The organism is Achromobacter sp. SLBN-14 (genome assembly GCF_006715415.1).
In the GTDB taxonomy this organism is placed as follows: domain Bacteria; phylum Pseudomonadota; class Gammaproteobacteria; order Burkholderiales; family Burkholderiaceae_B; genus Achromobacter; species Achromobacter mucicolens.
The window spans coordinates 1,209,169-1,227,550 of sequence record NZ_VFNE01000001.1 but is presented as its reverse complement, the minus strand read 5'-3'; the positions used below and the strand labels follow the sequence as shown (position 1 = coordinate 1,227,550).

18 protein-coding genes are annotated in these 18,382 nt (G+C 66.4%); 8 read left to right on the top strand and 10 right to left on the bottom strand.

Translation table 11 applies throughout. The features are described from left to right. Positions 1–13 precede the first annotated feature (13 nt). The 7 genes from FBY20_RS05595 to FBY20_RS05565 form a co-directional block, all read right to left on the bottom strand. Positions 14–886 (bottom strand): MurR/RpiR family transcriptional regulator, encoded by an 873-nt coding sequence (locus FBY20_RS05595; protein WP_142050598.1) that lies wholly within the window; start codon positions 884–886, stop codon positions 14–16. A 29-nt stretch (positions 887–915) separates the two neighbouring features. Continuing rightward, complete coding sequence (locus FBY20_RS05590) at positions 916–1,914, bottom strand: ABC transporter ATP-binding protein (protein ID WP_056321373.1); 999 nt, start codon at positions 1,912–1,914, stop codon at positions 916–918. Next, the gene (locus FBY20_RS05585; protein ID WP_056321377.1) at positions 1,911–2,918 is read right to left on the bottom strand and encodes an ABC transporter ATP-binding protein; all 1,008 of its coding nucleotides are present in this window, start codon (positions 2,916–2,918) and stop codon (positions 1,911–1,913) included. Before FBY20_RS05585 ends, FBY20_RS05590 begins: the two co-directional genes overlap by 4 nt. A gap of 2 nt (positions 2,919–2,920) precedes the next feature. Next, positions 2,921–3,790 (bottom strand): ABC transporter permease, encoded by an 870-nt coding sequence (locus FBY20_RS05580; RefSeq protein ID WP_142050595.1) that lies wholly within the window; start codon positions 3,788–3,790, stop codon positions 2,921–2,923. A gap of 9 nt (positions 3,791–3,799) precedes the next feature. Further along, positions 3,800–4,741, bottom strand: a complete 942-nt coding sequence (locus FBY20_RS05575; RefSeq protein ID WP_056321384.1) for an ABC transporter permease — start codon at positions 4,739–4,741, stop codon at positions 3,800–3,802. 93 nt (positions 4,742–4,834) lie between these two features. Continuing rightward, the gene (locus tag FBY20_RS05570) at positions 4,835–6,394 is read right to left on the bottom strand and encodes an ABC transporter substrate-binding protein (RefSeq protein WP_142050592.1); all 1,560 of its coding nucleotides are present in this window, start codon (positions 6,392–6,394) and stop codon (positions 4,835–4,837) included. A 112-nt stretch (positions 6,395–6,506) separates the two neighbouring features. Beyond that, positions 6,507–7,775 (bottom strand): amino acid deaminase, encoded by a 1,269-nt coding sequence (locus tag FBY20_RS05565; protein ID WP_056321387.1) that lies wholly within the window; start codon positions 7,773–7,775, stop codon positions 6,507–6,509. A 177-nt stretch (positions 7,776–7,952) separates the two neighbouring features. On the opposite strand from FBY20_RS05565, the gene FBY20_RS05560 reads away from it, so the two are divergent. From FBY20_RS05560 to FBY20_RS05545, 4 genes are all read left to right on the top strand, one after another. After that, complete coding sequence (locus FBY20_RS05560) at positions 7,953–8,744, top strand: deaminated glutathione amidase (RefSeq protein WP_142050589.1); 792 nt, start codon at positions 7,953–7,955, stop codon at positions 8,742–8,744. Positions 8,745–8,847: 103 nt separating this feature from the next. Then, positions 8,848–10,188, top strand: a complete 1,341-nt coding sequence (locus tag FBY20_RS05555) for a replication-associated recombination protein A (RefSeq protein ID WP_142050586.1) — start codon at positions 8,848–8,850, stop codon at positions 10,186–10,188. 45 nt (positions 10,189–10,233) lie between these two features. Beyond that, entirely contained in the window at positions 10,234–11,580 is a 1,347-nt protein-coding gene (serS, locus tag FBY20_RS05550; RefSeq protein ID WP_056321392.1) for a serine--tRNA ligase, read from the top strand. A gap of 234 nt (positions 11,581–11,814) precedes the next feature. Then, entirely contained in the window at positions 11,815–12,063 is a 249-nt protein-coding gene (locus FBY20_RS05545; protein ID WP_081100999.1) for a hypothetical protein, read from the top strand. Positions 12,064–12,293: 230 nt separating this feature from the next. Here FBY20_RS05545 and FBY20_RS05540 read toward each other — a convergent pair whose 3' ends face one another. Next, entirely contained in the window at positions 12,294–12,620 is a 327-nt protein-coding gene (locus tag FBY20_RS05540) for a virulence factor (RefSeq protein ID WP_056321394.1), read from the bottom strand. A gap of 295 nt (positions 12,621–12,915) precedes the next feature. Next, on the bottom strand, positions 12,916–13,428 hold the full coding sequence (locus FBY20_RS05535) for an ASCH domain-containing protein (protein WP_056321397.1): 513 nt from the start codon (positions 13,426–13,428) through the stop codon (positions 12,916–12,918). Positions 13,429–13,624: 196 nt separating this feature from the next. Between FBY20_RS05535 and FBY20_RS05530 the strand changes: the two genes are divergently transcribed. Further along, entirely contained in the window at positions 13,625–13,822 is a 198-nt protein-coding gene (locus FBY20_RS05530) for a hypothetical protein (RefSeq protein WP_056568607.1), read from the top strand. A gap of 1 nt (position 13,823) precedes the next feature. Continuing rightward, complete coding sequence (locus tag FBY20_RS05525) at positions 13,824–15,014, top strand: amidohydrolase family protein (RefSeq protein ID WP_142050583.1); 1,191 nt, start codon at positions 13,824–13,826, stop codon at positions 15,012–15,014. On the opposite strand, the gene FBY20_RS05520 is transcribed toward FBY20_RS05525, so the two are convergent. After that, entirely contained in the window at positions 15,011–15,913 is a 903-nt protein-coding gene (locus tag FBY20_RS05520) for a LysR family transcriptional regulator (protein ID WP_142050581.1), read from the bottom strand. The two genes, FBY20_RS05525 and FBY20_RS05520, sit on opposite strands and share 4 nt — an antisense overlap. 160 nt (positions 15,914–16,073) lie before the next feature. Here FBY20_RS05520 and FBY20_RS05515 point away from each other — a divergent pair, with 160 nt between their 5' ends. Together FBY20_RS05515 and FBY20_RS05510 are read left to right on the top strand one after the other, a co-directional pair. Then, positions 16,074–17,201, top strand: coding sequence for a mandelate racemase/muconate lactonizing enzyme family protein (locus FBY20_RS05515; RefSeq protein WP_062840413.1), 1,128 nt, complete (start codon positions 16,074–16,076; stop codon positions 17,199–17,201). A 183-nt stretch (positions 17,202–17,384) separates the two neighbouring features. Next, complete coding sequence (locus tag FBY20_RS05510; protein WP_056321409.1) at positions 17,385–18,365, top strand: tripartite tricarboxylate transporter substrate binding protein; 981 nt, start codon at positions 17,385–17,387, stop codon at positions 18,363–18,365. The last annotated feature ends 17 nt before the right edge of the window (positions 18,366–18,382 follow it).

Below are 18,382 nucleotides of genomic sequence, written 5' to 3'. Positions count from 1 at the left end.
CGTGGTTTCCCGATCAATCGCCCAGCGGCAGGCGGTTCGGCCCGCCGCGGTGTTCGTCCAGCGCCAGCTTGATGCGGCGCAGGCGTTCCCGGTTTTCTTCCTGGTTCAGCATGGCCAGTTCGGTCGACAGCAGGTCGATGGCCAGCATCATCGCGTAGCGCGAGGCCGACGGCTTGTAGATGAAGTCGGTCTCGTCGGTGCGGATGGGCAGCACCACGTCGGCCAGCTTCGCCAGTTCGGACGACGCGTCGGTGATGGCGACGATGCGCGCGCGATATTGCTTGACGATGCGCGCGGCGCCGACGATCTCGGGCGTCAGGCCTGAGGCCGACAGCACCAGCACGGCGTCGCGCTCGTCGAGCGTGGCCGCCACCATGCGCAGCAGCACCGCGTCGCTGTAAACCGCGATGGGATAGCCCAGCCGCACCAGGCGTGACTGGACTTCCTGCGCCAGCACCGCCGACGCGCCGCCCATGCCGAAGACGTAGATCATGCGCGCCCCGTCCACGATGGACGCGGCGGCTTCGAATAGCGGCTCGGTGAACGTCGGCAGATGCGCGCGCAGGGTGCTTTCGATGTCGGCGTAGATGCGCGCGTAGAACGTGCTTTCCTCGACGGGGGCGCTGGGGTCCAGGAACCGGCTGCCCACCGTGCTGGCCTGCGCCAGCTTCATCTTCAGGTCGCGCGTGTCGTCGCAGCCGACGGTGCGCGCAAACCGCGAAATGGTGGCGATGCTGACGCCGGCCTTGGCGGCCAGCTGGTCCACCGTGGCGCTGGCGCTCCAGATGATGTCGTCCAGGATGGCGTCGGCAACCTTGCGTTCTGTCACGCTCAATGCGTCCCGCCGACTGCGTATCTGGAAGACGATGTCGCGGATGATGTTCATGTGTGGTTCCTGGATCAATTCGGGCGGACTCATGCCGCGAGCGCGGGATCGTCGAGGCGGATGCAGGACACGTAGTGGTCCGCGCTCACGCCGACGGCCGGCGGCACCGCCGCCGCACAGGCGTCGATGGCATGGGGGCAGCGTGTGCGGAACACGCAGCCGGAAGGCGGGTTGACCGGGCTCGGGATGTCGCCCTTCAGGAGGATACGCGAACGCGGGGCGCGCGGATCCGGCACAGGGGCGGCGGACAGCAGCGCGCGGGTGTAGGGATGGCGCGGGCGCGCATAAACCTCGCTGGTCGGACCGCGTTCCATGATGCGGCCCAGGTACATCACCACGACGTCGTCGCACAGGTAGTCGACCACCGCCAGGTCGTGCGCGACGAACAGCATGGTCAGGCCCAGGTCGCGCTGCAGGTCCTGCAGCAGGTTCAGCACCTGCGCCTGAACCGAGACGTCCAGCGCGGATACGGGCTCGTCGGCCACGATGAAATCCGGCTCCACCGCCAGCGCGCGGGCAATGCCGATGCGCTGGCGCTGCCCGCCGGAGAACTCATGCGGATAGCGGCGGCTGTGGTCCGCGTTCAGGCCGACGCGTTCGAGCAATTCGCCGATCCGCTCGGCGCGGCGGTGCTGCGCCAGCTTGTGGGTGTCCAGGGCTTCTCCCAGGATCTCGGCCACCGTCATGCGCGGGTTGAGACTGGCGTACGGGTCCTGGAACACGATCTGCATGCGGCGGCGCCACGGCAGCATCTGCTTTTCATTGAGCGTCGTGATGTCCTGTCCGTCGAACACGATGCGTCCGGCGGTGGGGGCGAACAGGCGCAGCAGGGCGCGGCCGGTCGTGGTCTTGCCCGAACCGGATTCGCCGACCAGGCCCACGATGGTGTTGCGCGGCACGTCGAAGCTCACGCCGTCCACGGCGCGCACGACGGGGGCGTTGCGCGCCTGCGAGGTCGGAAAGTGGACCTTCAGGTCGTCGATGCGCACCAGCGGCGCGGCGGCGCGGGGAGTGGATGGGCTCGTCATAGCGGATTTACCTTGATGCAGCGCGCGCGGTGTTCGGGCCGCACCGCCACCAGATCGGGGACGCCGGCGCGGCAGTCGTCCGCAGCCAGCGGGCAGCGGGGCGCGAAGGTGCAGCCGGGCGGCAGCGCCAGCACGCTGGGCACGTTGCCGGGAATGGCGCGAAGGCGCTCGCCGGACGCGAGCAGCGCGGCGGTCGGCAGGCAGGACAGCAGGCCGCGCGTGTAGGGATGGGTGGGCTTTTCGAACAGGTCGTAGACGCCGGCGTCCTCGACCACGCGGCCGGCATACATGACGGCCACGCGGTGCGCGATCTCGGCGACCACGCCCAGGTTGTGCGTGATGAACAGGATGCTCATGTTCATCTCGGCCTGCAGGCGGCGCAGCAGGTCCAGGATCTGCGCCTGCACGGTCACGTCCAGCGCCGTGGTGGGCTCGTCGGCGATCAGTACGGCGGGGTTGCAGGCCAGGGCCAGCGCGATCATCACGCGCTGGCGCATGCCGCCGGACATCTGGTGCGGATACTCGTTCACGCGCCGGTCGGCCGCCGGGATCTCCACGCGCTCCAGCATCTCGCGGGCGCGCTTGAGCGCCGCGGCGCGCGAGCCGCCTTCATGCTGCAGCACCGCCTCGGCGATCTGGTCGCCCACGGTGTACAGCGGGTTCAGGCTGGTCATGGGCTCCTGGAAGATCATCGCGATCTCGGCGCCGCGGATGCGTTGCAGCGTGGCGGGCGTGGCGTGCGCCAGGTCGTGCTGCACGCCCTGGCGGTCGCGGAACAGGATCTTGCCGGCCTCGATGCGGCCGGCCGGCTTGGGCAACAGACCCATGATGGACAGGCTGGTCACGGACTTGCCGGAGCCGGATTCACCGACGATAGCAAGCGTCTCGCCACGGGCCAGGTCGAAGGTGACGCCGTCCACCGACTTGGCGATGCCGTCGCGGCTGTGGAACCAGGTCTTCAGGCCTTGCACCGACAGCACGATGTCTCGGGTGCTTGCGGTCATGTTTACAGCTCCTTGCGCAGGCGCGGATCGAGGACGTCGCGCAGGCCGTCGCCCACCAGTTGCAGCGACAGCACGGACAGCACGATGGCGACGCCGGGAAAGATCATGATCCAGTCGGCCGACCCCATGTACTGCTGGCCCGCGTTGATCATGGTGCCCCAGGTCGGGATGTCGGGCGACACGCCCACGCCCAGGAACGACAGGCCGGCCTCGGCCAGGATGGCGTACGCGAAGATGAAGGTGCCCTGCACCAGGATGGGCGACACCAGGTTGCGCAGCACGTGCACGGTGACGATGCGCCACGTGGGCACGCCCAGCGCGCGGGCGGCTTCCACGAAGGGCAGTTCGCGGATCACCAGCGTCGAGGCCCGCACGATGCGGGCAAGGCGCGGCGTGTACACGATGCCCAGCGCGATCACCACGTTGACCAGCGACGGGCCCAGCGCCGCTACCAGCGAAATGGCCAGCAAAATATCGGGGAACGCCATCATCGCGTCGATCAGCCGCGACACGAACTTGTCGGCCGTGCGGAAGAACCCCGCGATCAGCCCCAGCGCAATGCCCAGCACGCTGGACAGGATGACGACGGAAAAGCCGACCATCAGCGACAGCCGTCCGCCGTGGATGACGCGGCTGAAGACGTCGCGCCCGAAGTCGTCGGTGCCGAACCAGTGCGCGGCGCCGGGCGCCTTCAGGCGGTTCATGATGGACAGCTTGAAGGGATCGTAGGGGCTGATCCACGGCGCCAGCAGCGCGGCGGCCGCCAGCACCACGATCACGATAAGGCTGATCAGCACCGTCTTGCGCGCCACCAGCAGGCGCAGGACCTGCCAGCGGTCCGCGCCGGGATTCATGGAAGTTGCAGTCGTCATGTCGATGGCTCAGTAACGCACGCGGGGGTCGACCACGAGGTACAGCAGGTCGATCAGCAGATTGATCAGCACGTAGATCGCCGCGATGATCAGCAGCGCGCCCTGGATGACTGGATAGTCGCGGCGCAGCACTGCCGACACCACCAGGCTGCCGACACCAGGCAGGCCGAACACGGTCTCGGTCACAACCGCGCCGCTGATGAGCAACGCCGTCGTCAAGCCCAGCACCGTCAGAATCGGGATCAACGCGTTGCGCACCGCGTGCTTCAGGATGACCTTGCGTTCCGGCAGGCCCTTGGCCCGCGCCGTGCGCACGTAGTCGTCGCGCAGCACGTCCAGCATGCTGGCGCGGATGAAGCGGGTAATCAGGGCCGAATTCACCAGGCCCAGCACGACCGCAGGCAGGATCAGGTGCGACAGGCGCGTGGCCAGCGAAGCGTCCGGGCCGCCATAACCGGCCACCGGCAGCCAGCCCAGCTTCACGGAAAACACCTGCATCAGCAGCAGCCCCAGCCAGAAGCTCGGCACGCTGGACGTGAACATCGAGAACGACAGCACCGATTGGTCCAGCGTGGTGCCCCGTTTGACCGCGGAAAGAATGCCGACCGGCAGCGCGATGGCGCTGGCGATCAACAGCGACATCAGTGTCAGGAGGATCGTCGGCTCGGCGCGGTCGGCCAGCGCCGCCAGCACCGGCTTGTTCATGAAGATGGACTGGCCCAGGTCGCCCTGCAGCAGCTTGCCCAGCCACGACACGTACTGCACCGCCACGGGCTGGTCCAGCCCGAGTTGCGCGCGCAGGGCGGCGATGTCCTGCTGGCTGGCCTGCGGACCGAGCATCACGGCGGCCGGGTCGCCGGGCGTCAGGCGGATGATCACGAACACGATCGTCGCGACGATGAACATCACGGCCACCAGCCCGACCAGCCGATTCAAGAGATAACGCAACACGGTGAAATCCTAGAGGTCATTGCGCGGGCGCGACCGGGTCGCGCGCGGGTGCCTGCGGCGTCGGGCGGCAGCGGCCGCCCGACGGACGTGCGCTTACTTGGACGCCTTCCAGGCGTTCCAGAAGTACGGCCACGGCACGGCCTGCGTGCCTTGCAGCGCGGGCGAGCGCGCGGCCTGGGCGTTGAAGTCGCCGACCTTGATGAACGGCACTTCGTCGTACACGGCCTGCTGCACGTCGGCCCAGCGCTTGACGCGTTCTTCCTGCGAGCCGGCCTGGTTGAAGGCGTCCAGTACCTGGTTGCGGCGCGGCGTGTCCCACCAGCCCGGCGCGTCCTTGGACGGGAAGTCGATCAGCGCCGGTTCAGGCAGGAAGGGGCTGTGCGTGATGAAGATGTCCCACACGGCCGGATCCTGGCGGCGCTGCGTCAGCGTGGCCCAGTCGACCACCTGCATGTCCACCGTGAAGCCCGCGGCCTTCAGGTATTCGGCGGCCACCAGCGCCATCTTGTAATGGAACTCGTACTGCTGGCTGGTCAGGATGCGGATCTTGCGGTCCTGCACGTTGGCCCCGTCCAACAGCTTCTTGGCCGCCGCGGCGTCGCCCTTGTTGTAGACCTTGCCGCCCAGCGACGTGGCCCACGGATAGCCTTCCGGGTACAGGTCGCCATTGAGCTTGTAGAAGTTCTTGTCGCCGAACGCCGCGAACAGCATGTCTTCTTCATTCAAGGCAAGCTGCACCGCCTGGCGTACGGCCTGGTTCGACATGATGCCCTGCTTGGTGTTGAGCACCAGGCGCGGCCAGCCGAAGGGCTTGAGCATGACCGGATCGGAGCGGCCGTTCTTCAGCTTGGGCAGCGACTCCACGGGCAGCGAGTCCACGTAGTCGAACTGGCCGGCCACGGCGCTTTCGACGCGCGTGTTGGCATTGCTGACCGGCACGAAGCGGATTTCGTCCAGGTACTGCTTGCGGGCGCCGCCATAGCCGTTGGGCTCGCCTTCGCGCTGCTTGTAGCCCTCGAAGCGGACGAGCTGCACGTATTGGTCGGGCACGCGGGCCTTCAACTGATACGGGCCGGTGCCGATGAATTCGGTCAGGGACGGCGCAATCTTGCCCTTGGGCATGATGACCGCGGCGCTGTTGTTCATGGCCAGCAGCGCGGTCAGCGGCGCGTACGGCTGCTTGAGCGTGATGCGGATCGTGTTGGCGTCCGGGGCCTCGATGCCGCTGATGATCTTGGCGGCCATCTTGCCGCGCGTGGCGGTCTCGGTCCAACGCTTCAGGGACGCCAGCACGTCCGACGAATCCATCTTCGAGCCGTCATGGAACGTGATGCCCTGGCGTAGCGCAATCGTGTAGACCAGCCCGTCCGCCGACACTTCGGGCATCTTGTCGGCCAGGAGCGGCGTCAGGTTCCACTTTGCATCGAAGGTGTACAGCGTCTCGAAGAAGTGCTGGGTCAGGATGCCCACCAGATCGGCGGTGCTGGTCATCGGATCCAGCGTCGGCGGCTCGCCGATGGTGGCGACGGAGATCGTGCCTCCCTTGACCGGCGTGGCACAGAGGGCGGGGGTCGACAAAGCGGTCAAGCCAATTGCGCCGGCCGCGAGCAGGCTCTTCAGCCCACCGCCTCGCCGGGAGGTACGGAAGTTCATGATTCTCTCTCCAGAGGGTCAGAAACAGGTTGTCGCGTGATATCGGATGAGCGCCGGGTGCCCGGATGCTGCGGTCCCCTGTGGGCCTGGCGCGGTGCCGCGGGCAGGGGGACTAGAAAAAGGTTTCGGCCACGCCGGTGACGCCGTAGTGCTCGTTCACCAGCAGCACCTGACGCCATTTGTCGAACGTCAGGCAGGGATGCGAAATGTCGAAGGCGATCATGTCGCCCACCTGGATGTCGTCACCGTCGCCCACCTGCATGAAGGCGTGCTGGTCCATCATGGCCGACAGCTTCCAGTGGGACGGCGCCGCGCCGGGCTGCACCGAACCGGGCCGGTACAGCAGGGCAGGGGTGGGCAGGCCCGCGTCAAAGGCGGCATCGCGCTTGCCCATCGCGATGATGGCGCGCCCGGGTTCGGGCAGCGACTGCACGTAGGCCCAGACCTGCAAGGCAGGTTGCAGGCCGGGCTCCATCTGGCGGGCCACGGGGTTCTGCGCGTTGATTCGCTCGGCGGCGCTGCGGTAGATGCCCACGTCGTGCGACAGGTAGCAACCCGGGCGCAACACCACTTCCAGCGGGCTGCCGATGTCCATTTGCGAAAATTCCTCGGCCACGACGTCGAACCAGGCCGACCCGGCGCCGGAGATGAGGGCGGGCCCGCTCTTGCGCAGCCGGCCCGCGGCGGCCAGGCCCCGCAAGGCGTCGGTGGCGCGGCGCAGGAAGGCGCGGATGGCGCCTTCTTCCTGCAGCACGCCTTCATAGACTTCGATGCCGGCCAGCGCCAGGCCGGGCCAGCGGGCGATCTCATCGGCCACGGCCTGCAACTGCGCGTCGTCGCGCACGCCGGTGCGCCCGCCCGCCGGACCCAGTTCGATCAGCACGGGCAGCACCTTGCCCTCGTCGCCGAAGAACTTGCCCAGCTGCGCGGCGTTGGCGGCCGAATCCACGATGCAGAAGAACGTGAAGGCCGGATCCTCCAGCAGACGGGCGATGATGGCCATGTTGGCGCGGCCCACGAGCTGATTGGCCATCAGCACCCGGCGCACGCCGTGCTGGTAGGCCGCCAGGACCTGCGGTGCGGTCGCCAGGGTGATGCCCCAGGCGCCGTTGTCGATCTGGCGCTTGAACAGGGCCGGACTCATCGTCGTCTTGCCGTGCGGCGCCAGCTTGACGTGATAGGCCTCCATGAACTGCTGCATCCACTGCAGGTTGTGGCGCATGCGGGCTTCGTACAGCACGGCCACCGGCAGGCTCACGTCTTCGTTCAGCAGGTTCCAGTTCAGCGCCGCCACGTCGGCGGTGGTACAGGATTCGGGAAACGCGCCCAGGCCCTTGCCGTTCACGTCCAGGGGAGCTGCGGGAGAGGAGGAGTTGGTCATGATGGCGGCCCGATATGGAAAATATTTACGTCAAATCCTGTTTTTTTCATTATCGTGAAAGAAATTTACAAGCGGGAGCTAGGAGTTTCCCGTACGCCACGCCGCCCGGACGATGGGAAAATAGGTCCATGCCGCGCGCCCCTTGAGGCGCGCCTGTGCTTTGACAAAGGAAATGCCATGCTGAAAGTCGCCCTGGGCCAGTTCGCCGTCAGCCGCGTCTGGGAAGAAAACGCGCAGGTCTGCATCGATCTCATGGAACGCGCCCGCGCCGGCGGGGCAGGCCTCCTGGTTCTGCCCGAAGGCATCCTGGCGCGCGACATCACCGATCCGCAGATCGTGCTCAAGGCCGCGCAGGCGCTGGACGGTCCGTTCATCACGCGCCTGCTCGATGCCAGCCGCGGGTCGGACCTGGCCACCATGATGTGCGTGCATGTGCCGACGGGCAAGGGCCGGGTGTGGAACACGCTGGTCACGATCCGCGACGGCCAGATCCTGTCGCAGTACCGCAAGCTGCATCTGTACGACGCCTTCACCATGAAGGAATCGACCAATGTCACCCCGGGCACGGACATCCCCCCGCTGCTGGACATTGCCGGCCTGCGCGTGGGCCTCATGACCTGCTACGACGTGCGCTTTCCCGAACTGGCCCGCCGGCTGGCGCTGGACGGCGCCGACCTGCTGGTGCTGCCGGCCGCGTGGGTGCGCGGCCCGCTCAAGGAAATGCACTGGGAGGTCCTGGTCACGGCGCGGGCGCTGGAGAACACCTGCTACGTCGCGGCCACCGGCGAATGCGGCGAGCGCAACATCGGTTGCAGCATGGTGGTGGATCCGCTGGGCGTCGTCACGGCGCGTGCGGGCGAAGCGCCCGCGCTGGTCTTTGCCGACATCGACCCGGAGCGCCTCGCCCACGCGCGCAAGGTGCTGCCCGTGCTGGCCAACCGCCGCTTCGCCCCGCCCGAACTGGCGTAGGGCGGCCACGCCGCCGGCCGGGGCAACGGCCGGCGGGCGCCAGGGCGCGGGCATGGTGTAATGCAGACTTGAAATCCTTGCTGCACCCCTTCATCTGCTGCCAATGAGCAACGATCTCTTCGCGGCCGATCCCGCGCATCGGCCCTATGTTCCCCTGGCCGAACGCCTGCGTCCCCGCACCCTGTCCGACGTGGTTGGCCAGTCGCATCTGCTGGGATCCGACAAGCCCCTGCGCGTCGCCTTCGACTCCGGCCGTCCGCATTCCATGATCTTCTGGGGGCCGCCCGGCGTGGGCAAGACCACGCTGGCGCGCCTGATGGCCGACGGCTTCGACGCGCAGTTCATCGCCATCTCGGCCGTGCTGGGCGGCGTGAAGGACATCCGCGACGCCGTGACGGTGGCGCAGGTCGCGCAAGGCCAGGGCCGGCGCACGATCCTCTTCGTCGACGAAGTCCACCGCTTCAACAAGGCGCAGCAGGACGCTTTCCTGCCGTATGTCGAAAGCGGTCTGTTCACGTTCATCGGCGCCACCACCGAAAACCCGTCGTTCGAGGTCAACTCGGCCTTGCTGTCGCGGGCGCGCGTGTATGTGCTGCAATCGTTGACGGCAGAAGAACTGCAGCAGCTCGTTGACCGTGCGGTCGCGGCGCTCAACGAAGGACAGGAACCGGGCGACACCATCCGCATCGAGCCCGACGCGCGCGAGCAGCTGGCCGCGTGGGCCGACGGCGACGCGCGCCGCCTGATCAGCGCGGTGGAAGTCGTGGCCGAATCGGCGCAGTCCGCCGGACGCGACACGGTGGACGGCGCCTGGCTGGAAATCTCGCTGTCGCAGAACCTGCGGCGCTTCGACAAGGGCGGCGACGCCTTCTACGACCAGATCAGCGCGCTGCACAAGTCGGTGCGCGGCTCGAACCCGGACGCGGCACTGTACTGGTTCTGCCGCATGATCGACGGCGGCGCCGATCCCAAGTACCTGTCGCGCCGCCTGGTGCGCATGGCGGTGGAAGACATCGGCCTGGCCGACCCCCGCGCGACCGACCTGGCCGTGAACGGCGCCGACATCTACGAGCGACTCGGTTCCCCCGAGGGCGAGCTCGCGCTGGCGCAGGCGGTGGTGTACATGGCGTGCGCCGCCAAGTCCAACGCGGTCTACAACGCCTACAACCAGGCGCGCAAGTTCGCGGCGGAACACGGCAGCGCGCCGGTGCCCATCCACCTGCGCAATGCGCCGACCAAGCTGATGAAACAGCTGGGTCATGGCAAGGCCTACCGCTACGCGCACGACGAGCCGCATGGCTACGCCGCGGGCGAGCAATATTTCCCTGACGGACTCAAGCCTTCCTTCTACCGGCCGACCGATCGCGGCCTGGAGGCTAAAATCCAGCAGAAGCTGGCATTCCTGCGCGAGCTGGACGCACAGGAACGCGCCAAGAACCGGTGACGGGCAATCCCCCGCCGCCTTTTTTGCAACCTCACCGACCTCACCATGCTAGACCCGATACTGCTGCGCAAAGACCTGCAAACCGTCGTAGACCGCCTGAAGACCCGCGGCGTCGCCTTCGACACGGAACGGTTCAACGACCTGGAGTCTCGCCGCAAGGCCGTCCAGACCGAAACCGAGTCCCTGCAAGCCCGCCGCAACGCGCTGGCCAAGCAGATCGGCCAATTGAAGGCCAAGGGCGAGGACGCCAGCGCCGTCATGGCGGAATCGCAGGCCGTGCCCGTGCGCCTGAAGCAGCTCGAGGAAGAGCTGGCCGCCCTGCAGCAGCCGCTCAATGACCTGCTCATGTCGGTGCCGAACCTGCCGCACGCCAGCGTGCCGCTGGGCGAGTCCGCCGACGACAACGTCGAAGTGCGCCGCTGGCTGCCCGGCCAGGCCGGCGCCGACGGCAACCCACCCGCGCTGGGCTTTGAGCCGCGCGACCACGTCGCGCTGGGCGAACCGCTGGGCCTGGATTTCGACATGGCCGCCAAGCTGTCGGGCGCGCGCTTTTCGTTCATGCGCGGCCCCATCGCCCGCCTGCACCGTGCGCTGGCCCAGTTCATGCTCGACCTGCAGACCGGCACGCACGGCTATACCGAGTGCTACACCCCGTACATCGTCAACGCCTCGACGCTGTACGGCACCGGCCAGCTGCCCAAGTTCAAGGACGACATGTTTGCGGTCTCCAAGGGCGGCGGCGACGACGATCCCAAGGTCGACGACCAGGGCAAGCCGTATGTGCGCGAAGACCAGTACCTGATCTCCACCTCGGAAATCACGCTGACCAGCGTGGCCAGCGGCACGATCCAGGCCGCCGCCGACCTGCCGCTCAAGCTCACCGCCCACACGCCGTGCTTCCGCTCTGAAGCCGGCAGCGGCGGCCGCGACACCCGCGGCATGATCCGCCAGCACCAGTTCGACAAGGTCGAAATGGTGCAGATCACGCAGCCGGACCAGTCGTACGAGGCCCTGGAAGAAATGGTCGGGCACGCCGAGCGCGTGCTGCAATTGCTGAATCTGCCGTACCGCGTCGTGCTGCTGTGCACGGGCGACATGGGTTTCGGGTCGTCCAAGACCTATGACCTGGAAGTGTGGCTGCCGGCACAAAATACCTGGCGCGAGATTTCGTCGGTGTCCAACTGCGAAACCTTCCAGGCCCGCCGCATGCAGGCGCGTTTCCGCAATGCCCAGGGCAAGCCGGAATATGTCCACACCTTGAACGGCTCCGGCCTGGCGGTGGGCCGCGCGCTGGTCGCCGTGCTGGAAAACCACCAGCAGGAAGATGGCAGCGTGTTGATTCCGGAAGCGCTGCAGCCCTACATGGGCGGTATTACGGTACTAAAACCCTGATATTCGCGCGGCGTCCATCGGCCATTTGGCTGATAAAAAGACGGAGCCTGCGGGCTCCGTTTTTTTTTATCATTGCCGACATATTGCTGTCTTTTTGGAACGCTATCGTGCTCACGTGAGTGCTTGATTTTTGATGTGAGCAATTGTGTATTTGGCATAAAAGGGCCGGATAGTTACGGCACAATACACCGGCGTTCTACACGCTTCATTCACTTATATAACAAGGAGTTGTCCATGACTTCAAGAATGATTGGAGATTTTCGTGTGAGATGCTCTGTGGCAAAGGAAGACGAGCAGGGTTATCGGGTGCAAATATGGACTCGCCGAATCGGCGGAACCGCACCCGAAAAATGCTGGACGGTGCCGGGTCAGGCGCCGTTCACTGATTTGCACGAAGCAGAACAGGAAAGCCGTCATCTGTTCCAGGGCATTAATGGTGTGCGTTTTAACGGTGAACCGGAGTTTGCTCATGCGTCCGCATAATGGTTGGTGGCGGGCGTCCAGTGCGCCGCGCCGCTGGATCGATCTGGTCCAGGAATCACCGCGTTGGGCCGATGACAAGGCCAAACCGGTTGCGCAACAACCGGCCTCGGTGGTTGCGAAGCCTGTGCAGGCGCCCGCCGCCTGACAGGTTGTCACGGGGCACCGGACATTGCCTCGACAAAAGAAAGGCCACTCGCAGGAGTGGCCTTTGCTTTTGGCGCGAGCGATTATCAATCGCGGTCGTGGCCGCGGCCCCGGTAATACCCGTGACCGTGTTTCGGGCCGTGATAGTGGCCGCGATCGTAGTAGCGACCGCCACGGTAATACACCGGCGCCGGGTATACCACCGGCGGCGGGGGCGCGACGTACACCGGCGCCGGGCGGTAGTACACCGGCGGCGGCGGCGCCACGTAGACCGGCTGTGGAGCCACGTAGACCGGTGCCGGGTAGACGATTCCAGGAACGCCGATCGAGATGCCGACGTCCACGCGTGCCAAGGCGACACTGGAGATCATCAGCCCCGCGGCGCCAACACCTGCAATAAGCCATTTTTTCATCTTGCACCTGCCCGCTGCGAGACGCAGCAAAGTTGAGTATTCGTTGGCGCTATTTTCGGCGGTTTGCGCCAGCTATACGTAAGCATCCCGGCCGCAATCGCGACAATCCGCAACCGCCCCCGTTTTCAGTGGACGAGGGGTGCTGCACTGCGGCAGCGCGGGTCCGCTCTGGCGAAACGTCGCTTGAAGTCGATTGAAATAGGATGGAATTGACTGAAGCCGAGAGCCGGTGTTACGCCTTGACACCAACTCCGGGCGGCCGGCGCGAGCGGTGTTGCGCCCGCGCGCCAGCGCCTCAGTAATCGGATTTGTCGAAGGGCGTGGTCTGGCGGTATTCGACCACCCACACCCAGGGATTGGCCGCCCACGCATGCGCGCCATAGCGTTCGCACCACATCAGCGCGAACGCCGTTTGCAGGGGCACGCCGGGCAGTAGCGCCGAGCTTTGATAAAGCGCGTGCGTGCCCTCCGCACGCGCATCGGCCTCGGTCAGGTTCTGCAGCCGCTGGATACGTACGCCCACGACCACGGCGCTGGCAAACGGCGCGCCGGCTTCGTCGGCCAGGATGATGGTCTCGCCCGATTTTCCATAGGGGCACCTGACCCAGCTTGAAGTCTTGCGCATCTCGGACGGGTTGTCAGGCGACGGCCCCATGGCCACCCATCTGCCGGAATCGGCGGCGTCCGCGTACCAGACCGTGGTGAACTTGGACGGCTGCGGCTTGAGAATGCGCCGACTTTGCACCTTTGCCCCGTCCAGAATGGCCTGCTTGAGCGGTTCGCTGAACTGAAGTAACTGCCGTTTCATGTGCTAGCTGTATCCCTCGCGATGAACGCTTGCGCGCTTATTGCTGTTATGGCTGGGGCCCGCACGTGCCACCTGCTTGAGACGGACTCAATCTCTGCTTCGGGGAGTATGACGTGTCACGACTTACCTGTCAGGTGGGCGCTGCATATGTGTTGTCTTTTTGAAAATGCCGAGGCGTTGTTTGTATACTCGACGCATGACTACCGACCTCCATAATCTCAAGCCCGGTTACTACTGGTACACCATGGCCAACGACCCGCTGGCCGTCATCCATATCCATGAAGACGGCGGGGCCACGCTGATGGGCACGGACTATCGCATCGGCGCCGAAGGCGTTGCCGACATGGTCCGCCAGGGCGAGCGCTTTTTCTGGATCGAACCGCCCCAAGTCTGACATGGCGGATCTGCTCCTCACGAACGTCCGCACGCCGCAAGGCGAGGGCGTGGACGTTCTGGTGCGCGGCGGCCGCATCCTGCAAATCGGCCCCGGCCTTGAGGCCGATCCCACCGTGAACGTCGAAGAGGGTGGCGGCGCCTTGCTGCTGCCCGCCTTCGTCGAAGGCCACACCCATCTGGACAAGACGACCTGGGGTTCCGCCTGGTATGTGAACAAGGTCGGCCCGTCCCTGACCGATCGCATCGACAACGAACGCAACTGGCGTGCCGCCACCGGGCACGACGCCGCCAGCCATTCGCATGCGCTGGCTTTGGCGTTCCTGCGCGCGGGCACGACGCGCATCCGCACCCACGTCGATATCGACACCGACGCCGGACTGAAGCACCTGGAAGGCGTGCATGCCACGCGGCAAGCGCTGGCCGGGCGCGTCGAGATCCAGACGGTGGCGTTTCCGCAGTCGGGCCTCCTGGCGCGCGCCGGCACGGCCGACCTGCTGGACCAGGCGCTTGCCGATGGCGCCGACGTGCTCGGCGGACTGGACCCGTCCGCCATCGACCGTGATCCCGTGAAATCCCTGGATGTGCTGTTTGGCCTGGCCGACAAGCACGGCAAACCGGTGGATATCCATCTGCATGAGCCCGGCGAACTGGGCGCCTTTACGCTGGAGCTGATTCTGGACCGCGTCCAGGCGCTGGACATGAAAGGCAAGGTCGTCATCAGCCACGCCTTTTGCCTGGGCGCGCTCGACGCCCGCCGTCTGGAGGGCTTGCTGCGGCGGTTGGCGCTGCTGGACGTCGCCCTGCTGACCACCGCGCCGGCGTCTCGTCCGGTGCCCTCGCTACGCGCCTGCCGCGAGGCGGCCGTGACGCTTTTTGGCGGCAACGACGGCATCCGGGACACCTGGACGCCCTACGGCAACCCCGACATGCTGGAGCGCGCCGCGCTGATCGGGCTGCGCAACGATCTGCGCCGCGACGACGAGATCGAGTGGGCATTCGACTGCGTGACCCGCGCCGCCGCCCGCGCCTGCGGATTTGCGGACTACGGCCTGGCGCCCGGCGCGCGTGCCGATCTGGTGCTGGCCGATGCGGGTTGTATCGCCCAAGCCGTGGTGCAGCGTTCGCCGCGGCGCCTGGTGGTGTCCAGCGGCGTGGTCGTGGCGCGCAACGGCGAAGACGCCATTGCCTAGCGCGTGCGCTGGGCGGTCGTGCCGCCCAGGCCCAGCTGCGATTCGGCTAGTTCCACGAAGGCCCGCATCAATTCCGATCGCACGCCTGACCGCAGCCAGATGGCGCCCACCGTTCGAACCGGACAGGGCTCGGGCAGCGGCCAGCGTTTGACGTGCGCCAGCGGCGCGCCCGTGCTGGCCCAGTCTGGCAGCAGCGCCACGCCCAGCCCCTCGGAAACCAGCTTGGCAATCGATTCGATCCCATCCAGTTCAAAACGGACCCGGGGGCGCAGGCTGCGCGCCCGCAGGTAGTCGTCCGCCATTTTGCCGCCCACCACGCTGCGGTCATAGCAGATGTACGGTTCCCGCGCGATGACGGCCAGCGGGTCGTCGACCTTCATCTGCGCAGGCGTGACCAGCACCAGCGGTTCGCGGCGCAGGTCGCGCCACGCGCAGGTCTTGGGGATGGGAAACAGCGGATGCACCAGCAGCGCGCCGTCCAGTTCGCCCGACAGCACCTTGCTGTAGAGCAGCGTGGTCGGCGCCGGCTCGATATAGATCTCGATGCCCGGATGCCGCGCCACCCAGGTGCGCAGCACGGGCGGCATGATGCCGGTCAGGGCGGTGGGCGTGGCGCCCAGCCGCAAGGGTCCTGCAGGCAGATCCGTGTCCGACGCGGCCGAGCGCAGGTCGCGCACGTCGCGCAGGATGGCGCGCGCCCGCTCCAGGATGCGCACGCCGGCAGGCGTGGGTTTGACGGTGCGGCCCGAGCGCGCGATCAATGCGCTGCCCACGTCGGCTTCCAGCGCGCGCAGCCGTTGCTGCACCGTCGCTGGCGTCAGCCCCTGGTGACGGGCGGCCTGGGCGATTGAACCCAGTTCCACCACATGCACATACGTCTGCAAAAAGCGTGAGTCCATAACGGCCTGTCTATCCGGAAGATGGTTTTTCCGTATTCTAAAGATGCGTGAAGATAATTGTTGTTTTCTTTGGGCAGGGGAAGAATACGTCCAGGCGATCAGGCAGCGCGCGGCGCGCCGATCGGTCCAGCCGATTTCACTGTCATCAAGGAGCTTGCCCGTGCCCATCATTGAATCCATAGACGTATGCGCCGCGGCGGTGCCTCTGGATAAAGTCACCTCGTTCTCCAACCGCACCGTGTCCACCCGCCACTATGGCCTGGTCAAGGTGCGCTCTACCGATGGCGTCGAAGGCATCGGCTTTTGCTACGTGGGCAGCGCCGGCGGCGCCATTTTCGAGGCCGCCGTCCAGAGCCTGCTGGGACCCGTGCTGCTGGGCAAGGATTCGCATGCGGTCGAAGGCCTGTGGCAGGCGATGTATCAGGAAGCGCTGTTGCAGGGCCGGCAGGGCACGGTGATGCGCGCATTGAGCGCGCTGGACATCGCGTTGTGGGACCTGAATGCCAAGACCGCGGGCCTGCCGCTGCACAAGTTCCTGGGCGCGATGGAATTGGAATCGGTGCCGGCGTATGCCAGCGGCGGTTATTACCTGGATGGCAAGACCCCGCAGCACCTGGGCGAGGAGATGGCCAGCTATGTGGCCAAGGGCTTTGGCGCCGTCAAGATGAAGACCGGCCGCCTCTCGCCCCGCGAGGAAGAAGCGCGCCTGAAGGCCGCGCGCGAAGCTGTGGGGCCGGATGTCGAGTTGATGATGGACTGCAATAACGCCTGGCAGGACGTGACGCAGGCCATGCAGTACATCCGCCGTTTCGAGCAATACGAACCGTACTTCATCGAGGAGCCGTTCGGCCCGGACGACATCGACAGCCATGCCAAGCTGGCGCGGCTGACGCATCTGCCGATCGCCACGGCCGAAATCGGCTACGGCCGCTGGTATCACAAGGAACTGCTGGACAAGGGCGCGGCCGGCATCCTGCAGACGGACGCGGCGGTCTGCGGCGGCATCACCGAATGGAAGCGCATCGCGGCCACGGCGGCCAGCTACGGCGTGGTGGTGTGCCCGCACTGGTTCCACGACGTGCATGCGCCGCTGGTCGCGGCCACGCCCAACGCGCGCTATGTCGAATTCTTCTGGGACGACCAGGTGCTGAACTTCCGCAAGCTGGTCGACCGCCAACTGACCCACAAGCAGGGCCGCGTGATTCTGCATCAGGAGCCGGGGCTGGGATTCGGCTTTGACGAGCGCATGGTCGAACGCTTCGGCAAGTGGACGCGCGTCGGCCGCTAGGCCATTGGCGAGGCGCCGCGCCAAACGTCACATGCGGTGCGCATGCGGCAGCGGCGCCGGTTCACGCGGGTGTCGTACCGAAGGTCCGCATCCAGGCCGCGCCAGATGGCCGGATACCACAGAGGCAGGCAGTGTCCACATAACCAGTTGCCGGCCTTTGGACCGGCGCGCGAGGAGACAACAATGCAACGTAGGCAATTCATGACCGGCGCCGCGGCGCTGGGAGCGGCGCTGGTGCTGCCCGCGGTGGCGCGGGCGCAGGAGATGCCGTCCGGGCCGGTGAAGATCGTGGTCGGGTTTCCCGCGGGCGGCGGCACGGATGTACTGGCCCGCCTGCTGGGACAGAAGCTGGGCGTGCTGTGGAACATGCCCGTCATCATCGAGAACCGCGCGGGCGCGGCCGGCATCATCGCGGCCGAACAGGTCGCGCGCCAGCCGGGCGACGGCAACACGCTTTTGATGGCGCACGTGAATAGCCACGGCATTGCGCCGGGCCTGCAGCCCAAGCTTGCGTATTCGGTGGACAAGGACTTCACGCCGATCGCCCTGGTCGGCAAGACGCCCACCATCCTGATCGGGGGCGCCGGGCAACCGGCCAAGACGCTGCCCGACCTCGTCGCGCTGTGCCGCGCGCAGCCGGGCAAGATCGTGTTCGGCTCAGCAGGCAGCGGATCGGCCCAGCACCTGGCCCTGGAAATCTTCAAGGCACGCGCCGGCATTGACGTGCTGCATGTGCCGTACAAGGGATCAGCGCCGCTGATGAACGATCTGCTGGGCGGGCATGTGCAATATTGCTTCGAAGGCATGACGACGGCCACGCCGCTGATCCAGTCCGGCAAGGTCATCGCGCTGGCGCAGACGCTGCAAAAGCGCTCCAAGAGCCAGCCCAATGTGCCGACGGTCGCGGAACAGGGCTACCCGGGCTTCGAGGCCAGCATCTGGTTCGGCATGGTCGGGCCGGGCGGCATGCCCGCCGCCATGGTCCAGCGCATGAGCCGCGACATCGACCAGGTGCTGGCGATGCCCGACGTGCAGGAAAAGCTGGCGCAGGTGGGCGCGGAAGACGGCGGCGGGGGCGTGCAGCGCTTTGCCGAATTCATGAAGAGCGAGCAGCAGAAGTACGCGAAGACGATCCAGGACGCGAAGATCGTGGCTGAGGGATAAAGCCAGACACCGCGTAA

Excerpts from the sequence above, each read along its gene's own strand:
- FBY20_RS05545 (WP_081100999.1), top strand. The coding sequence starts at position 11,815 with ATGACTTCAAGAATGATTGGAGATTTTCGTGTGAGATGCTCTGTGGCA.
- FBY20_RS05565 (WP_056321387.1), bottom strand. The coding sequence starts at position 7,775 with ATGACCAACTCCTCCTCTCCCGCAGCTCCCCTGGACGTGAACGGCAAG.
- FBY20_RS05560 (WP_142050589.1), top strand. The coding sequence starts at position 7,953 with ATGCTGAAAGTCGCCCTGGGCCAGTTCGCCGTCAGCCGCGTCTGGGAA.
- FBY20_RS05510 (WP_056321409.1), top strand. The coding sequence starts at position 17,385 with ATGCAACGTAGGCAATTCATGACCGGCGCCGCGGCGCTGGGAGCGGCG.
- FBY20_RS05555 (WP_142050586.1), top strand. The coding sequence starts at position 8,848 with ATGAGCAACGATCTCTTCGCGGCCGATCCCGCGCATCGGCCCTATGTT.
- FBY20_RS05525 (WP_142050583.1), top strand. The coding sequence starts at position 13,824 with ATGGCGGATCTGCTCCTCACGAACGTCCGCACGCCGCAAGGCGAGGGC.
- FBY20_RS05585 (WP_056321377.1), bottom strand. The coding sequence starts at position 2,918 with ATGACCGCAAGCACCCGAGACATCGTGCTGTCGGTGCAAGGCCTGAAG.
- FBY20_RS05520 (WP_142050581.1), bottom strand. The coding sequence starts at position 15,913 with ATGGACTCACGCTTTTTGCAGACGTATGTGCATGTGGTGGAACTGGGT.
- FBY20_RS05595 (WP_142050598.1), bottom strand. The coding sequence starts at position 886 with ATGAACATCATCCGCGACATCGTCTTCCAGATACGCAGTCGGCGGGAC.
- FBY20_RS05530 (WP_056568607.1), top strand. The coding sequence starts at position 13,625 with ATGACTACCGACCTCCATAATCTCAAGCCCGGTTACTACTGGTACACC.
- FBY20_RS05535 (WP_056321397.1), bottom strand. The coding sequence starts at position 13,428 with ATGAAACGGCAGTTACTTCAGTTCAGCGAACCGCTCAAGCAGGCCATT.
- serS (WP_056321392.1), top strand. The coding sequence starts at position 10,234 with ATGCTAGACCCGATACTGCTGCGCAAAGACCTGCAAACCGTCGTAGAC.
- FBY20_RS05590 (WP_056321373.1), bottom strand. The coding sequence starts at position 1,914 with ATGACGAGCCCATCCACTCCCCGCGCCGCCGCGCCGCTGGTGCGCATC.
- FBY20_RS05540 (WP_056321394.1), bottom strand. The coding sequence starts at position 12,620 with ATGAAAAAATGGCTTATTGCAGGTGTTGGCGCCGCGGGGCTGATGATC.
- FBY20_RS05570 (WP_142050592.1), bottom strand. The coding sequence starts at position 6,394 with ATGAACTTCCGTACCTCCCGGCGAGGCGGTGGGCTGAAGAGCCTGCTC.
- FBY20_RS05580 (WP_142050595.1), bottom strand. The coding sequence starts at position 3,790 with ATGACGACTGCAACTTCCATGAATCCCGGCGCGGACCGCTGGCAGGTC.